Genomic DNA, 19,009 nt, shown 5'->3' on the forward strand with positions numbered 1-19,009 from the left:
TATTACTATGACAACTCAAACAACTACAGACTTTATGGAAATCGTTAAAGGACGCCGCTCGATCCGCAACTATGACACAAACGTTAAAATCTCAAAAGAAGAAATGACACAAATTCTTGAAGAAGCAACACTTGCTCCATCTTCGGTCAACATGCAACCGTGGCGTTTCCTCGTCATCGACAGTGCAGAAGGAAAAGCGACGCTTGCTCCACTCGCTAAATTCAACCAGGTGCAAGTCGAGACATCATCTGCTGTCATCGCCGTCTTCGGAGACATGAATGCTGTCGACAGCATCGAAACAATCTACGACATGGCTGTTGAAAAAGGATTAATGCCGCAAGAAGTCCGCGATCGCCAAGTACCTGCCATCAAAGGCTTCTACAGCCCGGAAGATACGGATACGCTTCGTGACAGCATCTTGATCGACTCAGGTCTCGTCTCGATGCAATTGATGCTCGTCGCCCGTGCCCACGGTTACGATACAAACCCGATCGGCGGCTACGAAAAAGATCAAATCGCTGAAGCTTTCGGTATGGATAAAGACCGTTACCTTCCTGTCATGCTCCTTTCTATCGGGAAAGCAGTTGACGCCGGGTACCCATCTGTTCGTCTGCCGATCAACGACATCACAGACTGGAAATAATCGTTTAAAAGCTCCGGATTCCTACTTCAGGAATCCGGTTTTTTTGTATACTGACAAAAAGGAGCTGATCCAACGATGTATGATGTGACGATTATCGGTGCCGGTGTCGCCGGAATCTTTCTGGCACACGAACTGATGGCACAAGGTCAGACGGTCCTGTTGATCGACGCCGGAAAGTCGCTTGAACAACGGACCAAAAATGAAGCCTATCTCGGCTTTGGCGGGCTCGGAAAATCGGAAGGAAAATACAACTATTCTGCCGGATTCGGTGGTGAACTCGCTGAGAAGCTGGGAACAGAGACGACGCTTCGTCTGATGCAACAAGTGGACGATGTCCTTTGCCGTTACGGCGCGGACGAGGCCGGTACCTATTCGACCTCCAATCCAGAGCTAGCAGCTCAGGCGCGTGCTGCCGGTCTTGATACGATCGAAACGACGGTCCGTCATTTGGGAACCGGATTATCAGAACGTATCTTACAGCGCTTCGAAGCCGCTCTTCAGAAAGAGGTCACCTTTCGTTACGAGACGCTCATTGAACGGATTGAAAAACAGCCACACGGATTTCAGCTGACAACGGCCCGCGAAACATTTTTAAGTCAGCGCGTCGTCTTCGCAACTGGGCGTTCCGGTACGGACTGGATGCAGACACAACTGCGAATGCTTGGACTCACTCAAGACAAAACCCGCCTTGATCTCGGGATCCGGATTGAGCTGAAGGAAACCGCCTTTCGAACGTTGTTACAGGACACGTTTGAAACGAAGCTCGCCTATGCCTCAACCGCCGGAACGGCAGTCACGTACTGTATGAATCCGAAAGGACGAATCATCCGCAAGCATCAGGAAGGTCTTGTGATGCCGGACGGTCAGAATTTCCGGGAACAGGCGTCCGGAACGACCAACTTGAACTTTACGCTGTTTTTACCCCGCTATTTTGCAACACTTGCCGAAGCAAATCAGTTTGCTGCTTCCGTCATCGGACGGATCAATCAGGGAACAGACCGGATTGTCGTGCAACGGCTTGAGGATTTGCGTGCAGCCTGTCCTACTTCCTCAACTGATCTTGCCGAAAACAAAATCAGACCGACTTTGGAAGCGACTGCCGGCCACCTGATGGAGGAAGTACCGGAAACCGATATTACCGTTCTGTTGGAATTCCTCAATCGGCTCGAGCTACTTCTCGAAACACCGATTTCTCCCGATACGCTGCTGTACGGGATGGACGGAAAGTTTTATGCCCCGGTGCTGTCGACGTCCCGAGTCTTCGAAACAGATATCAATGGGCTCTATGCCATCGGCGATTGCTCCGGCGTGACCCACTCATTGTCGCAAGCAGCTGCGAGCGGACTTTATCTCGGACAACACCTGACACAAAAAACAGCCGTCTTAAGAGAATAAGATCTCTTAAGACGGCTGCTTGCGCTTATTTTTTAAACGCTTCGTATACTTTCAGCTGTTTGCCTTTAACTTTTGTTGTCTTCATCGCCCGCAGGACGAGCGGACCTTTTCCGTTCAGGATTTCCACGTACGTGACCGTATCCTGAATCGTGATGATTCCGATATCCTGCGCAGTCATGCCTTCGATTTTCGCAATCGTTCCGACGAAATCAACGGCACGCAGTTTCTTTTTCTTGCCGCCGTTAAAGTACAGTTTCATGATATCGGCGTTGAGCTGCTCCGTTTTTGAAGCCCGGACATCAGCTGTCGTGATTTTCTCTTCAAATGCATCAGCTGTCCGGATCAGTTCCCGTTCAGTCGGTGCTTGGCGTCTTTCGATGGCCTCACCGCGGTACTGTTCGACTTCACGGAGACGACGCATATCCGACTCCGTCACCAAACTGATAGCTTTTCCGAGTGCTCCGGCACGTCCTGTCCGACCTGTCCGGTGGACGTAACTTTCTTTTTCAACCGGCATATCGTATTGGATGACGTGTGTGATGTTTTCAATATCAATCCCGCGGGCTGCGACGTCCGTCGCGACGAGATAACGGAACTCACCGGCCCGGAAGGCTTTCATGACGGCGAGACGCTCGTCCTGTTCCATTCCACCGTGAATTTTTTCAACCGGATAATCCATCGATGCCAGTCCTTGGGCGACGAAATCAACATGTTCTTTTGTCCGGCAGAAAATCATGCACCGGTCCGGGTTTTCAACGACAGTAACGTCTTTGAGGACAGCAAACTTCGTTTTATCCGTGACCTTGATATAGCTGTGTTCGATTTCTGCGATTTCCGTTGCCTTCGTCGTGATTTCAACTTGTTTCGGTGACTGCATGTAACGGTCGCTCAACTGATGAATATCTTGCGGGAACGTCGCTGAGAACAGCATCGTCGTCCGTTGTTTCGGCAATTGTTTTAAAATCGTATCCACTTGATCGAGGAAGCCCATGTTGAGCATCTCGTCCGCCTCGTCAAGAACCAGGTATTTCACTTTTTCAAGTGATAACGTGCCGCGCTCCAAGTGATCGAGCACACGACCCGGTGTCCCGACGACGATATGTGTCTTCTGTTTCAGTTCTGCGACTTGTCCGCGGAATGGTTGTTTCCCAAACACAGCTGTCGCTTTGATTCGTTTATAACGACCGATGTTCATGACATCTTCCGTGACTTGCAGGGCCAGCTCACGCGTTGGTGTTAAAATTAACGCCTGGGGTTTGTTTTCTTCCCACTCAACGAGTTCGCAAAGGGGAATTCCGAACGATGCCGTCTTCCCGCTGCCGGTCCGTGATTTGACGATGATATCTTTTTCCGATAAAGCGACCGGAATGACTGCTTGTTGGACATCGGTCGGCGTATGATAACCGAGCTGTTCAATCGCTTCTAGAATCGGCGTACTGAGTTGAAAATCAGTGAATGGTTTTTTAGACATAAGAATACCTCATTTATTTTTATAGTTTATGTTTAAGTTGGATTTGTTAATCAGACGTGACCTCTCATTATGCGCTACTTTCAACAGAACGTCAAAAGAGCTTCCCGTCAGAGTGACGGGAAGCTCCACTTGCTTATTTTGCTGCGACTGTATCTTTTTTGATTTGTTTACTACGGAGCTGACCACATGCAGCATCGATATCCGTACCGTGCTCAAGACGGACACCACAGTTCAGACCGTTCTTTTTCAATGTGTCGTAGAACGTTGAAATGTCTTCCGACGTACTGCGTTGGTATTGACCGTGCTCGTCGACCGGGTTGTACGGAATCAAGTTGACGTACGTCAAATGACGTTTGTCTTCGAACAATTTCGCAAGCTCGATCGCTTGGGCTTTTTGGTCGTTGACGCCACGCAAGAGAATGTACTCGATCGTGATTTTCCGGTTCGTCGTCTTGACGTAGTAATCGATGGCAGGCATCAATTTCTCGAGCGGAATCGCACGGTTGATTTTCATGATTTGTGTCCGGAGTTCGTTGTTTGGCGCGTGTAATGAAATCGCCAAGTTAACTTGGAGTTTTAAATCTGCGAATTTGTAGATTTTGTCTGCGAGTCCACTTGTCGATACCGTGATGTGACGCGCACCGATTGCAAGACCGTTATGATCCTTGATGACGTTCAGGAAATCGACCATGTTGTCGAAGTTATCAAACGGCTCACCGATACCCATGACGACGACGTGGCTGACACGCTCTTCTTTACCGACAGCATCGAGGTGATGCTGAACGTTCATGATTTGCTCGACGATTTCTCCAGCAGAGAGATCACGGCTCTTCTTAATCAAGCCACTTGCGCAGAAGCTACAGCCGATGTTACAGCCGACTTGCGTCGTGACACAGACAGACAGACCGTACTTATGACGCATCAGAACCGTTTCGATCAGGCTGCCGTCATATAATTTGAAGAGGAACTTGATCGTTCCGTCTGCTGATTCTTGTTTAACGGCTTGCGTCATTGAATCAATCGCAAAACTCTGATCTAACAACTCAAGGCAATCCTTGTTGACATTCGTCATTTCTGCGAAAGTAGTGACACGTTTACGATACAACCAATCCCAGACTTGTTTTGCTCGGAACGGTTTGTGACCTTGATGCGATAACCATTCAGTCATCTGCTCAAGTGTTAATCCATAAATGGATGGTTTATTCATTAGTGAGACCTCATTTCTTTTTCCAGAACTATAACATTCCTTTATCTTAGTAAAAATCAGCCGCTTACGCAACGTTCAAATCCTAAATGTTCACTTTCTGTAAATTTTCACGTTCACTTTGGCTTGTTTTTTGGTCTAGTCGTGTCAAATCGACAAACTGCGCTTACGGAAACTGACAAAGGCACCGAGATGGAATAACAAACTGATACTCGCCAGCAGCAGGAGATGCAAAAAGAAGTGGTGGGTTCCTTCCAATAGTTGTTGGGTGTTGAACAAACTGAAAATCGATCCGTAACGCATCCATTCCGTTTTTTCGCTGAGACCGGAGCCGATCGTCAGGACGATTGACAGCACAAGCACACCGCCGGCAATCGAAAAGGCGCGTCGTTCATCATCAAATAGCGTCGCAATGCATAAGGTAAATCCACCGATCGCATACAGCAAGAACAGCGCGTTTACTTGAAAGCGGACGAGCGTCATCCCGTCAATCGAAACTCCGGAAACAAACCAGTCGGCCATCAATAAAACGAAGGTATTACATACTACCAGGCATGTACTGGCAAGAAACATGACAATCATCGCCGATGCTGTATATTGATGACGCGTAATCGGAGCTGCCAAGTATAAAATCAGTTCACCGTTATCAATCGGCCGTGCCAGTAAACGCGCAGCAAGTGACAATAAAAATAAAGACGCGATGATTTGAAAAATCAGCCCATAATAATTGCCGCCCAGTAAATCAAGCACATTATCAAAACCGGTGATCTTATCGTACTGGAAAGCTTTCAAGACTTCCGGCGGCAGTGCCTGCAGTTTCGCTTCGAGTAACCCCGTCTTCATCATCGACGGATAAAGTGCCGCAAGCATCAAGAGATACAGACTTGTCCCGACCGCATAAGCTGTGATCGGTTTGCCGTTATGCTTGAGCAAAGACCAAACGATCGTCATCATGATGGTTCCTCCTCACTATAATAATGTAAGAAGACGTGTTCCAAATCATCTGCTGAAGTTTGAATCGCCCGGACATCGTATTCGGTCAACAGACGAATGATTTGATTTAATGTCCGTTCGTTGCTCGTAAAAAAGGAAACATGATTCTGAAACCGTTGACTTCCGATCTGAAGCGCAAACTGTTCAGCTTGTGCTTCGAGCCCAAATTCAATCGTGTACTGTTTTCGGCTCGACCGGACCAATTCATGAATGTCTGCTTCGATGATGATCCGTCCTTCTTTAATCAGCGCTGCCCGGTCACACGATTTTTCCATCTCCGGAAAATGGTGTGAACTCATTAAAATCGCTTTTCCGCGCTGCCGTTCCTTGTCGACCAGACTTAAAAAGCGTTCCTGCATCAACGGATCAAGTCCGCTCGTCGGTTCATCGAGCAGATAAACGGGAGCATCCTTCATGAAACAGCCGACCAATGCCAATTTTTGCTTCATCCCTTTCGACATCTTCCGGATTTTCGTTTTCGTTTCAAAAGGAAACTGCTCGAGTAACTCCGACTGACGTTCCGGTTTGCTTTGATGGAGTTGTTGCATCAAATGCAGGACCTGTTCGCCTGTAAAATCACCCGGCAAATTAATCTCCCCCGGTAAATAGCCGACAATTCGTTTTACATCCTGTGATTGGTTCCAACAGTCATATCCACCGATGGTCGCATGACCGGAATCTGCTTGAATCAGGCCCATCAATTGACGGATTGCCGTTGATTTCCCGGCTCCGTTCGGTCCGATAAAACCAAACACCATACCCGGTTCGACCGTGAAACTGACATCAAATAAACCTCGTTTCGGCGCAAATTCTTTCGTCACGTGCTGTAAATGAATCATCCGAATCGCCTCACTTTTTGGGGTGCTTGCCGTTAGTACCTTATACCCGTTTTGGTACTTCTTGGGACAGATTCACCCGATAAATCACGAATCGTTCGTCATGATTTTTTTCAAAAAGTTCTTTCAGACGGACTTCTTCCACCTGTTCAAAAATCGTTTGATTCTCTAAATAATATCGGTATTCGTCTGCCGGGTAATAGAGAATCAAATCCACCGGACGCGGATGCCGTTCAACGGATGCTAAGATTTGATCAACGACCTTCATAAAGATCTGGACGGAAAACGGATTAAAAAAGTAACATTTCGTGACATCATCTGGAATCGGATAGGCTTCCGCATACGTATGTTCAAAACGGATACTTCCCCGCCGTCTCTTCATCTTTTTCATGTAGGTGACTTGATTCATAAGGGCATCTTCATAAAATTGTCCGTTCATCTCAACACCGATGACGGAACAATCAAACCGGTCATGCAGATAAAAGTTCAACCGGCCTTTTCCGCATCCAAAATCAATTACCGTATCCGTATAATCGAATGGATAGACAGCACACAATTCCTCTAGCGCCGCATAAGGTGTCGGTTCATACCGGTTGTAATGGCTGAACGCATTGTAAAGGTGCTGAATATCAATCGTCTCGATGCGTAACCGTTCTTCGTACTCTTTTTCATTCATATTTGATTCCTTCTTTCAAGCATTGTTGGTTTCATCGTACTATACTATGGATGTACGCATTTCATTCTAAAGGGGGACTATCCAATGATCGTCGTTACGAATCGGATTAAAGTCAAAAAAGGAATGGCAGCAGCACTCGCACCACGTTTCACTCGTCCAAGTGGTCTTGATACGATGGAGGGGTTTGTCCGTGTCGAGGTTCTCTTGACGCAAGGACTCGACGAACATGATGAAATGAACGTCAACATGTACTGGGAAGACATGAAGCATTTTGAAGCTTGGCGCAACAGCGATGACTTTAAAGCTTCTCACAAACGTCCGGAACAAAAAGACGGTAAACAAGAGGAATCACCGATGCTCGGCAGTGAAATCATCACGTATGAAGTAGCTTCTGTCAAAGAACGCACTTCTTCATAACTCATTTTAGAACAGCCTTGCCTCCAATTTGGTCGCAAGGTTTTTTTAAACCTTAAGAGACCCCTTACTATATTGATATGGGTTGAAATTGTATATAATACCATTATTTGTTATCATAGGTCCAATACAGAAAGAGAGAGGACTTATCATGCTGAATTCATTATCGATTTTTGAACAGGCCATCCGGGCCTTACCGATTGATCGATCCTTGACGCGCCAGGACTTGTTCATAGACGGTTTCCTATTACAACAGGAGCAGGAATTATCCGTTTACTATTCACCGATCGGAGAATATATCAATCGCTCTGCCAAAATAGTCTTCATTGGTATCACACCAGGATTTGAACAGATGCGGCTTGCTTATGAAGAAGCGGCTGATGCCTTCCACCATGGTGCCACAATCGAAGAAACATCAAAACTCGTCAAATACAGTGCCAGTTTCGCCGGTCCCATGCGGCGTAATTTGACAGCGATGTTAGATGAACTTGAACTACATCGTCTGCTGAATATTGCTTCAACCGCCACGTTATTTCATACAAATCAGGAACTGTTGCACACCACTTCAATTCTGAGACATCCTGTTTTTTACCGGGATAAAAACTATACGGGACATCAACCAAAAATTGACCGGACACCGCTGTTGCAACATTACGCTTATGAGCATTTTGCGGCGGAATTAAATCAGTTACCCGACCCTGTCATTTTGGTCCCGTTCGGACGCGTCGTCGAATCGACGGTCCGGACATTGCTTCATCAGGGACGAATCAAAAAACATACTGTTTTGTTCGGTTTCCCCCATCCTTCCGGAGCAAACGGACATCGGAAGCGACAGTTTGAAGAAAATAAAGACTATTTGATGAAGCAATTGAATTCTTATTTCAATACCTAACAAACATCCTTAATTTTTTTTTGGAATGCGATAAAATTTTATTATGAAAAGAATATGACTATTTTATCGATGAGGTAGAGGCGCGGTCTTGATTAGTATTTGGTCTGAGGATGACAACAAAGACGATCGAAGAAAGGTGAGACCGCCGAAGCATCGTCATGTGTCAGACATGACGATGCTGGTCGAACCGGGAAAGACCCGTTCGATTGCCATACGCGTATTGTATGGAGCACTCCAATTCGGCTAAGAAAGACGCATCCAGCAAGGGTGTCGGCTTTGTTGCCGGTGCCCTTGCTTTTTTCTGTGCAACGGGTCTCATCTTCTAAAAAAGGAGGAGAAACCACAACCATGGTCAATTATTCAGATTCTATCGTCGCACTCGTACCAGCACTTGTCGCCATCGTTTTAGCGATCGTTACACGCAAAGTCGTCATCTCACTCGGTGTCGGGATTTTGATTGGTGCCTTGCTGCTTCACAGCTTCAATCCCTTGGATACTGCAGTTTATCTCGGGAAAAACATCTTCAGCCTGTTTTGGGCAGACGGTGCGTTAAATGAATGGAATGTCTTATTACTTGTTTTCTTACTATTACTCGGTGTCTTATCGACACTGATTCAAACATCCGGCGGTGCCCATGCCTTCGGTGAATGGGCGACGACGCATGTCAAGACGGCACGTGGTGCAAGACTCGCTGCTTTCGGGTTAGGGATTTTGATTTTCATCGATGATTACTTCAACAGTCTTGCTGTCGGAAACGTCAGTCGTCCGTTAACGGACCGTCGTGGCGTCTCACGTGCGAAGCTGGCGTATATCATCGACTCGACCGCTGCACCGGTCTGTGTCATCAGTCCGTTGTCAAGTTGGGGTGCCTTCATCATCTCAATCATTGCCGGTATTTTAACGACGCATTCGATTACGGATTACTCGGCGTTCAGTGCCTTCATGATGATTGTGCCATTGAACTTTTATGCTATCTTTGCTTTGTTACTGACGCTCTACATTGCCTATACGGGAATTGCTGTCGGACCGATGCGGACGCACGAGTTGCGGGCTTTACAAGGCGAATTGTTTGATTCCAACAAAGGGACACCGATGGGAATGGCGGAAGAAGTCAAGGAGCACGATGGCGGGAAAGTCCGCGACCTGGTTGTTCCGATTATCGTCCTAGTCATCGCGACTGTCACAGCACTCCTTTGGACAGGTGCTCAGGCACTTGCGGCTGACGACCGTCCCTTTACATTGATTGGCGCTTTTGAAGCGACGGACGTGACACGTTCTCTTGTTTCCGGTGTCGTCATCAGTTTAATCGTTGCGTTCCTGATGCTGATCGGTCGAAAAATTCCGGCACGCGATTACCGTATCAGCATCTGGGCAGGGCTAAAATCGATGTGGCCCGCTGTCGTCATTCTGTTATTTGCCTGGACGATCATCGCAGTTATCGGCGATATGAAAACCGGGGATTATTTAGCCAGTTTCGTCAGCAAATCGATTCCTGCTTCTTACCTGCCGTTCTTATTGTTCTTGATTGCCAGTGTCATGGCGTTCTCCACCGGAACGAGCTGGGGAACGTTCGGGATCATGTTACCGATCGGAGCCGATTTGATCATGGCAGTTGATCCAAGTCTATTGTTACCGACACTTGCAGCTGTTCTTGCCGGATCCGTTTTCGGTGACCACTGTTCACCGATTTCCGATACGACGATTCTCAGCTCGACCGGTGCCGGTTCACATCATATTGACCATGTCACGACACAGCTACCGTATGCGTTGATCGGCGCAGCAGTATCCGCTGTCGGTTACCTCATTCTTGGTGTCACCGGTTCATCCGTATTCGGCTTCCTCGGTGCACTCGTCGCCTTCGTGATTTTCCTCGTCATGTTGAATGTTCTGTCACGCCGCGGTGAAGTGCCGTCGCAACTTCGCTCGGAGTAAGACGAAGTAAACAAGCCATCCAAAAAAGCCGGACCTGATGAATTCATCGGGTCCGGCTTTCTTTATACGATCTTCTTATGTCAGATCATCAAGGCGCAGACTTCATTTGCAAAGGCAACCGGATCTTCAATCGGTAATCCTTCCATCAACAACGCCTGTTGATACATCAGCTTCGTGTACCGTTCAAATTTCGGACGGTCTTCCGCATACGCTGTCTCAATCGCCCGGAAGACATCATGCGACGTGTTCAACTCCAGGATTTTGACCGCTGCGACATCCTGATTATTCGGCATCGCCTTCAGGATTTTTTCCATTTCGATCGATACCGCCCCATCCGTCGCAAAGCAGACCGGATGCGACTTTAAGCGGGTCGAGGCTTTGACTTCTTTAACATGCCCCGCGAGTACTTCCTGCATCGCTTTAAACATCTCGGCTTGTGTCTCTGTCGTTTCTGCCTGCTCTGTCTGTTCGATTCCGAGATCACTGCTCGTGACGGACTTAAATTCTTTTCCGTCATAGTTGAGGAGCATTTGAATCGCAAACTCATCGATTTCTTCCGTGAAGTACAGGATATCAAATCCTTTGTCTTTGACAAGCTCGGATTGCGGCAGTTTATCCAACCGGTCCGTGCTTTCGCCCGATGCGTAATAGATATACTTCTGTTCTTCCGGCATCGCGGCGACGTATTCAGCGAGCGTCACCAGCTTTTTCTCCTTCGCTGAATGGAACAGAACAAGATCTTTCACCGTATCTTTTTGCATGCCGTAGTCGTTGTAGATACCAAACTTCAGCTGACGACCGAACGCTTGATAAAACGTCTCGTATTTTTCACGGTCATCACGCAGCAACGCTTCGAGTTGTGTCTTGATTTTGCTTTGGATGTTCTTCGCAATCAATTTCAACTGCCGGTCGTGTTGCAACATTTCACGCGAAATATTGAGCGATAAGTCTTCCGAATCGACCATTCCTTTGACGAAGCTGAAGTGATCCGGTAAGAGATCGCTGCATTTTTCCATGATCAAGACGCCGTTCGCATACAGTTCGAGTCCTTTCTCGAACTCTTTCGAATAATAATCAAATGACGGTTGCTCCGGAATAAATAAAATGGACTGATAACGGACGGCTCCGTCGGCACTGATATGAATGTGTTTAATCGGTGCGTCAAATCCGTAGCGTTTTTCCTGGTAGAAGTTGCGGTAATCTTCATCCGTCAGCTCCCGTTTGTTCTTGCGCCAGATCGGGACCATACTGTTGACCGTCTTCATGACTGTCACTGACTCTGTTTCATCCGATCCTTCGACCGGACGCTGTTCCGTCTCCTCCATCTCAATCGGATAGCGGATGAAGTCGGAGTATTTCTTGATGATGCTCCGGAGACGGTACGGTTCTAAGTATTCATCGTAGTTCTCGTCCTCTTCGTTTGCTTTGATGTGAAGGGTGATGTCGGTTCCGACCATCTCTTTTTCGACCTCTTCAATCGTATAGCCGTCGACACCATGCGACTCCCACTTGTAGGCGACGTCACTGCCGAACGGTTTCGTCACGACCGTCACCGTATCTGCGACCATAAAGGCGGAATAAAAACCGACACCGAACTGCCCGATGATGTCATGGCCGTCTTTTGACTCATTTTCCGCTTTAAAAGCGAGCGATCCGCTTTTGGCAATCGTTCCGAGGTTTTCTTCGAGCTCGTCTTTTGTCATCCCGATTCCCGTATCGCGCAAAATCAGCTGACGTGTTTCTTTATTCGGTTCAATCGTAATTTTATAGGCATCCTTGTCGAACGTGATCGTCTCGTCCGTCAACGCTTTATAATAAATCTTATCCATGGCGTCACTGGCATTCGAAATCAACTCACGTAAAAAAATTTCCTTATGCGTGTAGATGGAATGAATCATCATTTCGAGCAATCGTTTCGATTCGGCTTTAAATTGTTTCGTTTCCATTTTCGATACCTCCTGTTTGTTTTTAGCACTCTATCAACAAGAGTGCTAATTCATTTCCATTATTACGGATACGAAAACGACTGTCAATCCTCTGCCTCATAGAATGCCTCGAGTTTTTCGCGGACATGTTGTCCGATCTCCCGCAGCCCGTTCGCCGAGCCGTACGACCCATGACTCCGCCCATTTTCATCGACACGGCTACCGAGACCAAGGAATTGTTCGCCCGGTTTAAAATGAAGTCCGATGACAGGCAAATCAAGTCCAACCGAATACCCGAATTCAACGACGGCATCCGGATAATCGGGTAAAGGAACGGGATCTTCCCAGACGGTACTTGAATCCAGTTTCTGAAACCGGTCCGTATGTTCCCGACCGAGTAAAATGATGCCGTGCAGAGAAAACAACGGCAGTAGTTTCATGAAAAAGGTTTGTCCAAAAACGGTTTGCTCCAGTTCCTGCCGCATCGAAATCGTCCCCATGTACCGTTTCGTCGGAAGCGGGAAAAAATCGGTATGGATGACAGACTGGAGAGAGGAATCGTACAGCGACGCCCCCAGTCCGTTTAAGAATCCTTCCAGTTTTCCACCCTGCTCCTTCCCGAACCAGGTTTTGTAGACATCTTTTTGTTTAAAGTAGTCATTAAACTTACTGATGCTTTGTTCCAGATTGTCGTCAGTCAGATATGTCTCTAAAGACATGTCCGGCTCCAGTAAAAAGAACGGTCCGGTCGAATCAAAACGCAAAGTACCGTCTTTGGTTAAAAACTGTCCGGCGGACGGATTCGTCGCGACCGTCAGCCAGCTTTTTTTCGCCGCATCACCAAACCATAAGACCGGCGTCGTTCCCTCAATCAGTTCCTCTTTCATCCGTCCATTCTTCAACTCGATCTGATGCTGAACGGCTTCGGTTAAGAGTTTTTTTGCTGCTTTCCGTTGTTCTGATGTCAGCGTTCTCATTCCTTTCGTGTTGCGCTTTCTTGTTTGAGTTGTTCCCGTTCCTTAAAAACGTTAGACAGTTCGATGGGTTTAGCCCGATTGATGCAGGGAATGATTCGTAAGGTAAGCTACACCATCGGATATTATTTTTTAGGAGGAGATTTTTGATGAAACGACTTGAAAACAAAGTGGCCGTCATTACCGGCTCAGCGACAGGAATCGGGCAGGCAACGGCACTTGTCTTTGCCGAGCAGGGAGCGACAGTCGTCTGCGCGGACGTCGAGCTTGAAAAAGCACAAGTAACGGTTGAAAAAATTAAAGAAGCCGGCGGGAAAGCAGAGGCTGTTCATGTCGATGTCTCACAAGTAGACAGCGTGAAGCAACTCGCAGACCATTTACAATCTACATATGGAACGGTTGATGTTCTGTTCAACAATGCCGGGATTGATCAACAGGGCGGGAAGGTGCATGAATATCCGATCGAACTGTTTGATCAAATCATCGCCGTCGATTTACGCGGAACGTTCTTAACGAGTAAATTCGTCATTCCATTGATGCTGAAGAACGGCGGATCAATCATCAATACGTCATCGATGTCGGGACGTGCAGCCGACTTGAACCGTTCCGGCTACAATGCCGCGAAAGGCGGCATTGCCAACTTTACACGGGCGATGGCGATTGATTATGCCCGCGACGGTATCCGCGTCAATTCGCTTTCACCGGGGACGATTGAAACACCGCTCATCGATACACTTGTTGGCGGAAAAGAAGAAGAACAAGGCAAACAGTTCCGCGACGCCAACGCCTGGATCACACCGCTCGGCCGGCTCGGAAAACCGCGTGAGATGGCGACGGTCGCCCTGTTCCTGGCGTCAGATGACAGCTCTTACGTCACCGGCGAAGACATCACAGCCGACGGCGGAATCATGGCATACACATGGCCGGGCGAAATGTTAATCGACGACAAATGGAAAACAGAGGCTGAATAAACGGCTTCGGTTTTCTGTTCAGCACGGTTCCTGATTCAGGAATCGTGTTTTTTTGTTCATTTTCAAACGATTGAAGTTTAAGAAATTCAGTTCTTTTAAATATTTTGGGTATTCGTTCACCTCACGCAACTGCCTGGAAACGGGAACAGGACCATAAAGGAGGAGAAATTATGCTTACAGAACCGATTACTTATTTGCAACGCTGTTTACAAATTCCAAGTACCAATCCACTCGACGGGGAAGAGAACGTCGCAACCTATATCTATGAGTTGCTGACCTCTCACGGTATCAAGACAGACTGGATTGAAGTCTCTCCGAAACGGATTTGTCTTGTCGCCACAATCGAGGCCGGTGCTGCGGCCGTTCATCCGAAAACAATCGGCTTCTCCGGTCACCTCGATACGGTACCGGTCAAAATCAGTGAATGGACAAAAGATCCGTTCGGCGGTGCAATCGAGGACGGACGGATCTACGGACGCGGTGCTTCTGACATGAAGTCCGGTGTGATGGCGATGGTCAGTACAATGATCGAATTGAATCAACGTGATGACTTACCGAACCGTCTGAAATTACTGATTACATCGGATGAAGAAAACGGGATGACCGGAGCCCGTCATTTAACGGCACGTGGTGACGCCGATGATTTAGACGCTCTGTTGATTACGGAACCGACAAGCGGTTTTCTCGGCTATTCACAAAAAGGGGTCGTCGGCGTCGAAATATCCTGCGTCGGAAAAAGTGCACACAGCTCTTCACCACAGCTTGGTAAAAACGCCATCGATGATTTGTATCGTGTCATCCGCGAAATCAAATCCGACCGGTTTACGATGACCGATCAACGTCACCCGGATCTTGGTCCGGTCGTCGCTTCCATCACGTCAATCACAGGCGGTGAAGGTCCGAACGTCATTCCGAGCCGGGCTGCGTTTTATATGGACATCCGGACGATTCCGGGATTCGGACGGGAGCAGGTCTTACAGGCACTGGAAGAAGTCAACCAACGTCTGCGTCAACAGGACGATACTTTCTCGATGAAGGTGACAGTCATTAAAGACATTCCGTCCTGCGAAACGGAACGTGATGATCCGTTCTTACAGATTGTCGCGGATACGATGGAATTCATCCGGCAGCAGCCGACAAAACGCGTCGCGATTCCGGGTGGGACAGACGGTGCCATGTTCAGCCCGGCGGCCCGGAACTTCCCGATTGCGGTCGCTTCGTTCCACGATTTCCGGCTGGCGCATCAAATTGATGAGTCGATTCCCCTGTCGGAATATGCGGAAACGATTGAGTTGTGTATGCGTCTTGCGCTCCACTCCTATTCCTGAAAAAATCCTCCATCTGTTCCCGGACAGATGGAGGATTTCTACATATAAACGCCGATCGAAGCCAGGGCCTGTCCGACATAACTTTGATCAGACGCCAGAACGTGTGCCCCTTCACCGGCAAGACTCCATTTAATCCGGACGTGCCCCAGACGGTCGTATATCAGCTCCAAGGTAAAGTCTCCTTTTTCGAACGAGACGATTCCCGGAAACTGTCCATGTACCTTAAGAAATTCATGGGCAAACCGGTCATACTCCGGAAAGCTTACCGTCATCTGATGTACTTTTTCCGCTTGATACCAGACGTCGATTTTCAGCGCAGCGCGTGCCGGGTCGACTTCGACGATGTGCCACGCCAACGTTTCGTTATATCCTGTAAACGGGATAATATGTTTCAACGAAATCACCTCTTTTTGAATGAATGCCTGCCAGACAGGGAATGGTTTTATATCGAATCCGGTATAGTTTGTCCTCTTACGAAAGGAGACTTCCGATGAGTACATCACAAAAGACGTTGCCAACAGATCAGAGTGTTGATGCCTTTTTAAGTCAGATTACACCTGTCACGAAACGAACGGACTGCGAACAGTTACGCCAGATTTTCGAAGAAATGACGGGGCAACCGGCCGTCATGTGGGGAGAAAACATCGTCGGATGCGGACATTACCATTACCATTATGCGTCCGGTCACGAAGGCGAATCGTTTCTCGTCGGGTTTTCGCCGCGCAAGACGAATATCAGCCTTTATCTTGCGACTGGTATTGAGCGGGACCAGTACCTCGCGCGCCTCGGCAAACACACGAGCGGTAAAAGCTGCATCTCTATCACTAAATTAGCAGATGTCGACCTGCTTGTCTTAAGAGAACTGATTGTCCATTCGGTCGCTTTTCTCGAAACAACCTATCCGAAATACTAAGCTCCCCAAAAAAACGTCCCTGCTTCCGCTGATTTGGCGAAAGAAAGGACGTTTCGTTTACTGTTTCAATTTAATGCCCGCTATCTGCTGTGTCGATATGACGAATATGTTTGAGATTAACCCCGATGATGACGACAGACAGTAAGACGAACGCACTGCCGACATAAAACGGCAAGTTAGCATTGTAGATTTCAGCCAATTTACCGGCCATGAATGGCGCGATGGCTGCCCCGAGAAAACGTAAGAAACTGTATGCAGCGGATGCTGTCGAACGTTCGACCGGTGCTGCATCCATGACGGCTGTCGTAATCAAGGTGTTGTTATTCCCGAGAACTGCCCCGGCAAGAATGACACAGACGATGACGACAGCTGGTGTTTCCGTAAAGATCCCCATTAACAATAACAAGACAGCAAACAGGAGAAGCATCAGTACCATTGCTTTAATTGTGCCGAGCCATTGTTTTAATTTTGGTGCTGTTAACACGGATGTCAACGCAAGCAACATTCCCCAACCGAGGAAGACGAAACCGAGTCCTTTTGCCGGTAATTTCATGACGAACGGTGCATAGGCCATGATCGTGAAGAATCCGACGTTATATAAGGCGGCGACGATTCCGAGCGTCAGTAAAGACCGGTGTTTCATGGCCTGGAACGGCGCAATCAACGAAATCTTTTTCGCCGGTGTTGCGGTTGCGACCGGTTTCGGCATCAGGAATAACAAGACGAGGAACGCGATGACCATGATCGTCGCAACACCCATGAAAGGTGCGCGCCATGTGATTGAACCGAGTGTTCCGCCGAGCAGTGGACCGATTGAAATCCCGAGACCGACTGCTGCTTCATATAAGATGATTGCTTTCGCCGTTCCGCCGGATGACAGCGAGACGATTGCTGCAAGTGCTGTTGCAACGAACAGTGCATTCCCGAGTCCCCAACCACCGCGTAACGCGACGAGTGTCCAGATGCTGTCGGCTTGTGATGCAAAACCGGCAACCGTAGCGATGACGGCAATCCCGAGCATCAGTGTTCCTTTTTGACCGATCCGCGAAGAAATCGCACCGGTGATCAGCATCGCAAACGCCATGACGGCGTTATAGCTTGTAAATAAGAGTGTGACTTCACTTTTGGAAGCTTCGAGGTTTTCAGCAATCGTCGGTAAAACCGGATTGACGAGCCCCATTCCCATGAATGCCGTGATACTGGCAAAAAATACGGCCCAAACAGCAATCGGTTGATGCAGCAAACCGTGTTTACTTTCCGCTAAGACTGTTTCAGGCGCAAGTGTTGTTGTTTTTTCAGCAAGAGTCATATAAATCCTTCTTTCTTAAATAAACTGTTTAAAGGAGTGACGGATGACGTCACCGCGACTGATGATTCCGACGAGCTTTCCGTCTTTGAGAATCGGTAATTTTTTAATTCGTTTTGCGCCGAGTGTCGCCGCAATTTCTTCCATTTCCGTTTCTGTCGTAGCCGTCACGACTTTCCGGCGTGCCATCTCCATGACCGGTCGCGTCAAGATGTGACGGACCCGTTCTTCGTAATTTTCGTCATCACCTTTGATGACATCGACGTACAAAAACGTATCGACAATGATGTCTTTATGTTTGCCGATGGCCCGCATGATATCGCCGTCGCTGATATAGCCGACGACTTCCTGCTCTCCGTTGACGACCGGAACCCCACTGATACCGGACGTGATAAAACGTTCAACCACCGTGCGGATCGTATCCTGTTCGTTGACGGTAATGACTGTTTCTTTCATCGATTGATAAGCTTTCATCGGAATTCTCCTTCATCAGATGCTGTAATTAAAAGATGTAATTAAAATAAGTTCATAACAATAAGTTTCACGATACAATTAAATAATATTTATGATTGTATAATACAACTATAACCTTGTCAAGAAGCCTGCCTTTGATTGACAGAGGACAGCTCGTGCGTAATGATGAGGGCAATGAATGCTAATGAGAGGTGACAACATGTCGAATAAATCCCTGGAAACAATCGAACTGGAACTGGCGATTCTCATTCGCCGTTTAACGACGGCAACGGCGGATAATCGGAACTTGGACCGTGCTTCCTACCTGCTTTTGCGCCAGTTATTACATTCTGGCCAAGTCGGTGTCAAAACCCTTGCCCGTGAGTTACAACTTGATGTCTCGACCGTCAGCCGGCAAGCTGCTGCGCTCGATCAGAAAAAATTAGTCGAAAAAATAAAAGACCCGACAGACGGCCGTGCCTTCTTTTACAACATCACCGATTACGGTCAACAGGAGCTCGAGATTTACCGGACAGCCCGTCTGACGAGCATCGAACGGTTGTTAACCAACTGGCCGGATGAGGATACCGAGTCATTTGGCCGACTGCTAAAACAGTTTAATCAGGCATTACGGGAACGGTGAGTTTCTGATCATCATACCTATAAAAAAGATAGAGAGAGGG

19 protein-coding genes and 1 riboswitch are annotated in these 19,009 nt (G+C 47.8%); of the genes, 9 read left to right on the forward strand and 10 right to left on the reverse strand.

The window, feature by feature from the left end; genetic code table 11:
- Positions 1–7: 7 nt before the first annotated feature.
- Together EXIG_RS15115 and EXIG_RS15120 are read left to right on the forward strand one after the other, a co-directional pair.
- The gene (locus EXIG_RS15115; RefSeq protein WP_012371832.1) at positions 8–643 is read left to right on the forward strand and encodes a nitroreductase family protein; all 636 of its coding nucleotides are present in this window, start codon (positions 8–10) and stop codon (positions 641–643) included.
- A gap of 75 nt (positions 644–718) precedes the next feature.
- Positions 719–2,038 (forward strand): NAD(P)/FAD-dependent oxidoreductase, encoded by a 1,320-nt coding sequence (locus EXIG_RS15120; protein ID WP_012371833.1) that lies wholly within the window; start codon positions 719–721, stop codon positions 2,036–2,038.
- A gap of 25 nt (positions 2,039–2,063) precedes the next feature.
- Here the strand turns inward: EXIG_RS15120 and EXIG_RS15125 are convergent, their stop codons facing one another.
- The 5 genes from EXIG_RS15125 to EXIG_RS15145 all read right to left on the reverse strand — a co-directional run bounded on the left by EXIG_RS15125 (position 2,064) and on the right by EXIG_RS15145 (position 7,218).
- Positions 2,064–3,509: a DEAD/DEAH box helicase gene (locus tag EXIG_RS15125; RefSeq protein WP_012371834.1), complete on the reverse strand. Its 1,446-nt coding sequence runs from the start codon at positions 3,507–3,509 to the stop codon at positions 2,064–2,066.
- A 133-nt stretch (positions 3,510–3,642) separates the two neighbouring features.
- Positions 3,643–4,716: a dual-specificity RNA methyltransferase RlmN gene (rlmN, locus tag EXIG_RS15130; RefSeq protein WP_012371835.1), complete on the reverse strand. Its 1,074-nt coding sequence runs from the start codon at positions 4,714–4,716 to the stop codon at positions 3,643–3,645.
- Positions 4,717–4,860: 144 nt separating this feature from the next.
- Positions 4,861–5,667: an ABC transporter permease subunit gene (locus tag EXIG_RS15135; RefSeq protein ID WP_012371836.1), complete on the reverse strand. Its 807-nt coding sequence runs from the start codon at positions 5,665–5,667 to the stop codon at positions 4,861–4,863.
- Positions 5,664–6,545 (reverse strand): ABC transporter ATP-binding protein, encoded by an 882-nt coding sequence (locus EXIG_RS15140; RefSeq protein WP_012371837.1) that lies wholly within the window; start codon positions 6,543–6,545, stop codon positions 5,664–5,666. Before EXIG_RS15140 ends, EXIG_RS15135 begins: the two co-directional genes overlap by 4 nt.
- Before the next feature lie 40 nt (positions 6,546–6,585).
- The gene (locus tag EXIG_RS15145) at positions 6,586–7,218 is read right to left on the reverse strand and encodes a methyltransferase (protein WP_012371838.1); all 633 of its coding nucleotides are present in this window, start codon (positions 7,216–7,218) and stop codon (positions 6,586–6,588) included.
- 84 nt (positions 7,219–7,302) lie between these two features.
- On the opposite strand from EXIG_RS15145, the gene EXIG_RS15150 reads away from it, so the two are divergent.
- The 3 genes from EXIG_RS15150 (at position 7,303) to EXIG_RS15160 (ending at position 10,456) form a co-directional block, all read left to right on the forward strand.
- Complete coding sequence (locus tag EXIG_RS15150; RefSeq protein ID WP_012371839.1) at positions 7,303–7,635, forward strand: heme oxygenase; 333 nt, start codon at positions 7,303–7,305, stop codon at positions 7,633–7,635.
- A gap of 148 nt (positions 7,636–7,783) precedes the next feature.
- Complete coding sequence (locus EXIG_RS15155) at positions 7,784–8,524, forward strand: uracil-DNA glycosylase family protein (RefSeq protein WP_012371840.1); 741 nt, start codon at positions 7,784–7,786, stop codon at positions 8,522–8,524.
- A gap of 67 nt (positions 8,525–8,591) precedes the next feature.
- A riboswitch (Lysine riboswitch) is annotated at positions 8,592–8,767 on the forward strand.
- 105 nt (positions 8,768–8,872) lie between these two features.
- On the forward strand, positions 8,873–10,456 hold the full coding sequence (locus tag EXIG_RS15160) for a Na+/H+ antiporter NhaC family protein (protein WP_012371841.1): 1,584 nt from the start codon (positions 8,873–8,875) through the stop codon (positions 10,454–10,456).
- A gap of 80 nt (positions 10,457–10,536) precedes the next feature.
- On the opposite strand, the gene htpG is transcribed toward EXIG_RS15160, so the two are convergent.
- Complete coding sequence (gene htpG / locus EXIG_RS15165; RefSeq protein WP_012371842.1) at positions 10,537–12,402, reverse strand: molecular chaperone HtpG; 1,866 nt, start codon at positions 12,400–12,402, stop codon at positions 10,537–10,539.
- 83 nt (positions 12,403–12,485) lie between these two features.
- Positions 12,486–13,358, reverse strand: a complete 873-nt coding sequence (locus EXIG_RS15170; RefSeq protein WP_012371843.1) for a hypothetical protein — start codon at positions 13,356–13,358, stop codon at positions 12,486–12,488.
- A 146-nt stretch (positions 13,359–13,504) separates the two neighbouring features.
- Here EXIG_RS15170 and EXIG_RS15175 point away from each other — a divergent pair, with 146 nt between their 5' ends.
- Both EXIG_RS15175 and EXIG_RS15180 read left to right on the forward strand, forming a co-directional pair.
- Positions 13,505–14,326: an SDR family oxidoreductase gene (locus EXIG_RS15175; RefSeq protein ID WP_012371844.1), complete on the forward strand. Its 822-nt coding sequence runs from the start codon at positions 13,505–13,507 to the stop codon at positions 14,324–14,326.
- A 170-nt stretch (positions 14,327–14,496) separates the two neighbouring features.
- Complete coding sequence (locus EXIG_RS15180) at positions 14,497–15,654, forward strand: ArgE/DapE family deacylase (RefSeq protein WP_012371845.1); 1,158 nt, start codon at positions 14,497–14,499, stop codon at positions 15,652–15,654.
- Positions 15,655–15,692: 38 nt separating this feature from the next.
- Here the strand turns inward: EXIG_RS15180 and EXIG_RS15185 are convergent, their stop codons facing one another.
- Complete coding sequence (locus EXIG_RS15185; protein WP_012371846.1) at positions 15,693–16,049, reverse strand: hypothetical protein; 357 nt, start codon at positions 16,047–16,049, stop codon at positions 15,693–15,695.
- Positions 16,050–16,144: 95 nt separating this feature from the next.
- On the opposite strand from EXIG_RS15185, the gene EXIG_RS15190 reads away from it, so the two are divergent.
- Positions 16,145–16,567 (forward strand): DUF1801 domain-containing protein, encoded by a 423-nt coding sequence (locus EXIG_RS15190; protein WP_012371847.1) that lies wholly within the window; start codon positions 16,145–16,147, stop codon positions 16,565–16,567.
- A 70-nt stretch (positions 16,568–16,637) separates the two neighbouring features.
- Here the strand turns inward: EXIG_RS15190 and EXIG_RS15195 are convergent, their stop codons facing one another.
- A complete protein-coding gene (locus EXIG_RS15195) occupies positions 16,638–17,876 on the reverse strand; it encodes an MFS transporter (protein WP_012371848.1) in 1,239 nt (412 codons plus the stop codon).
- Between the two features lie 15 nt (positions 17,877–17,891).
- The gene (locus EXIG_RS15200) at positions 17,892–18,347 is read right to left on the reverse strand and encodes a CBS domain-containing protein (RefSeq protein ID WP_012371849.1); all 456 of its coding nucleotides are present in this window, start codon (positions 18,345–18,347) and stop codon (positions 17,892–17,894) included.
- A gap of 199 nt (positions 18,348–18,546) precedes the next feature.
- Here EXIG_RS15200 and EXIG_RS15205 point away from each other — a divergent pair, with 199 nt between their 5' ends.
- The gene (locus tag EXIG_RS15205) at positions 18,547–18,969 is read left to right on the forward strand and encodes a MarR family winged helix-turn-helix transcriptional regulator (protein ID WP_041261769.1); all 423 of its coding nucleotides are present in this window, start codon (positions 18,547–18,549) and stop codon (positions 18,967–18,969) included.
- The last annotated feature ends 40 nt before the right edge of the window (positions 18,970–19,009 follow it).

It is taken from the genome of Exiguobacterium artemiae 255-15, assembly GCF_000019905.1.
In the GTDB taxonomy this organism is placed as follows: Bacteria; Bacillota; Bacilli; order Exiguobacteriales; family Exiguobacteriaceae; genus Exiguobacterium_A; species Exiguobacterium_A artemiae.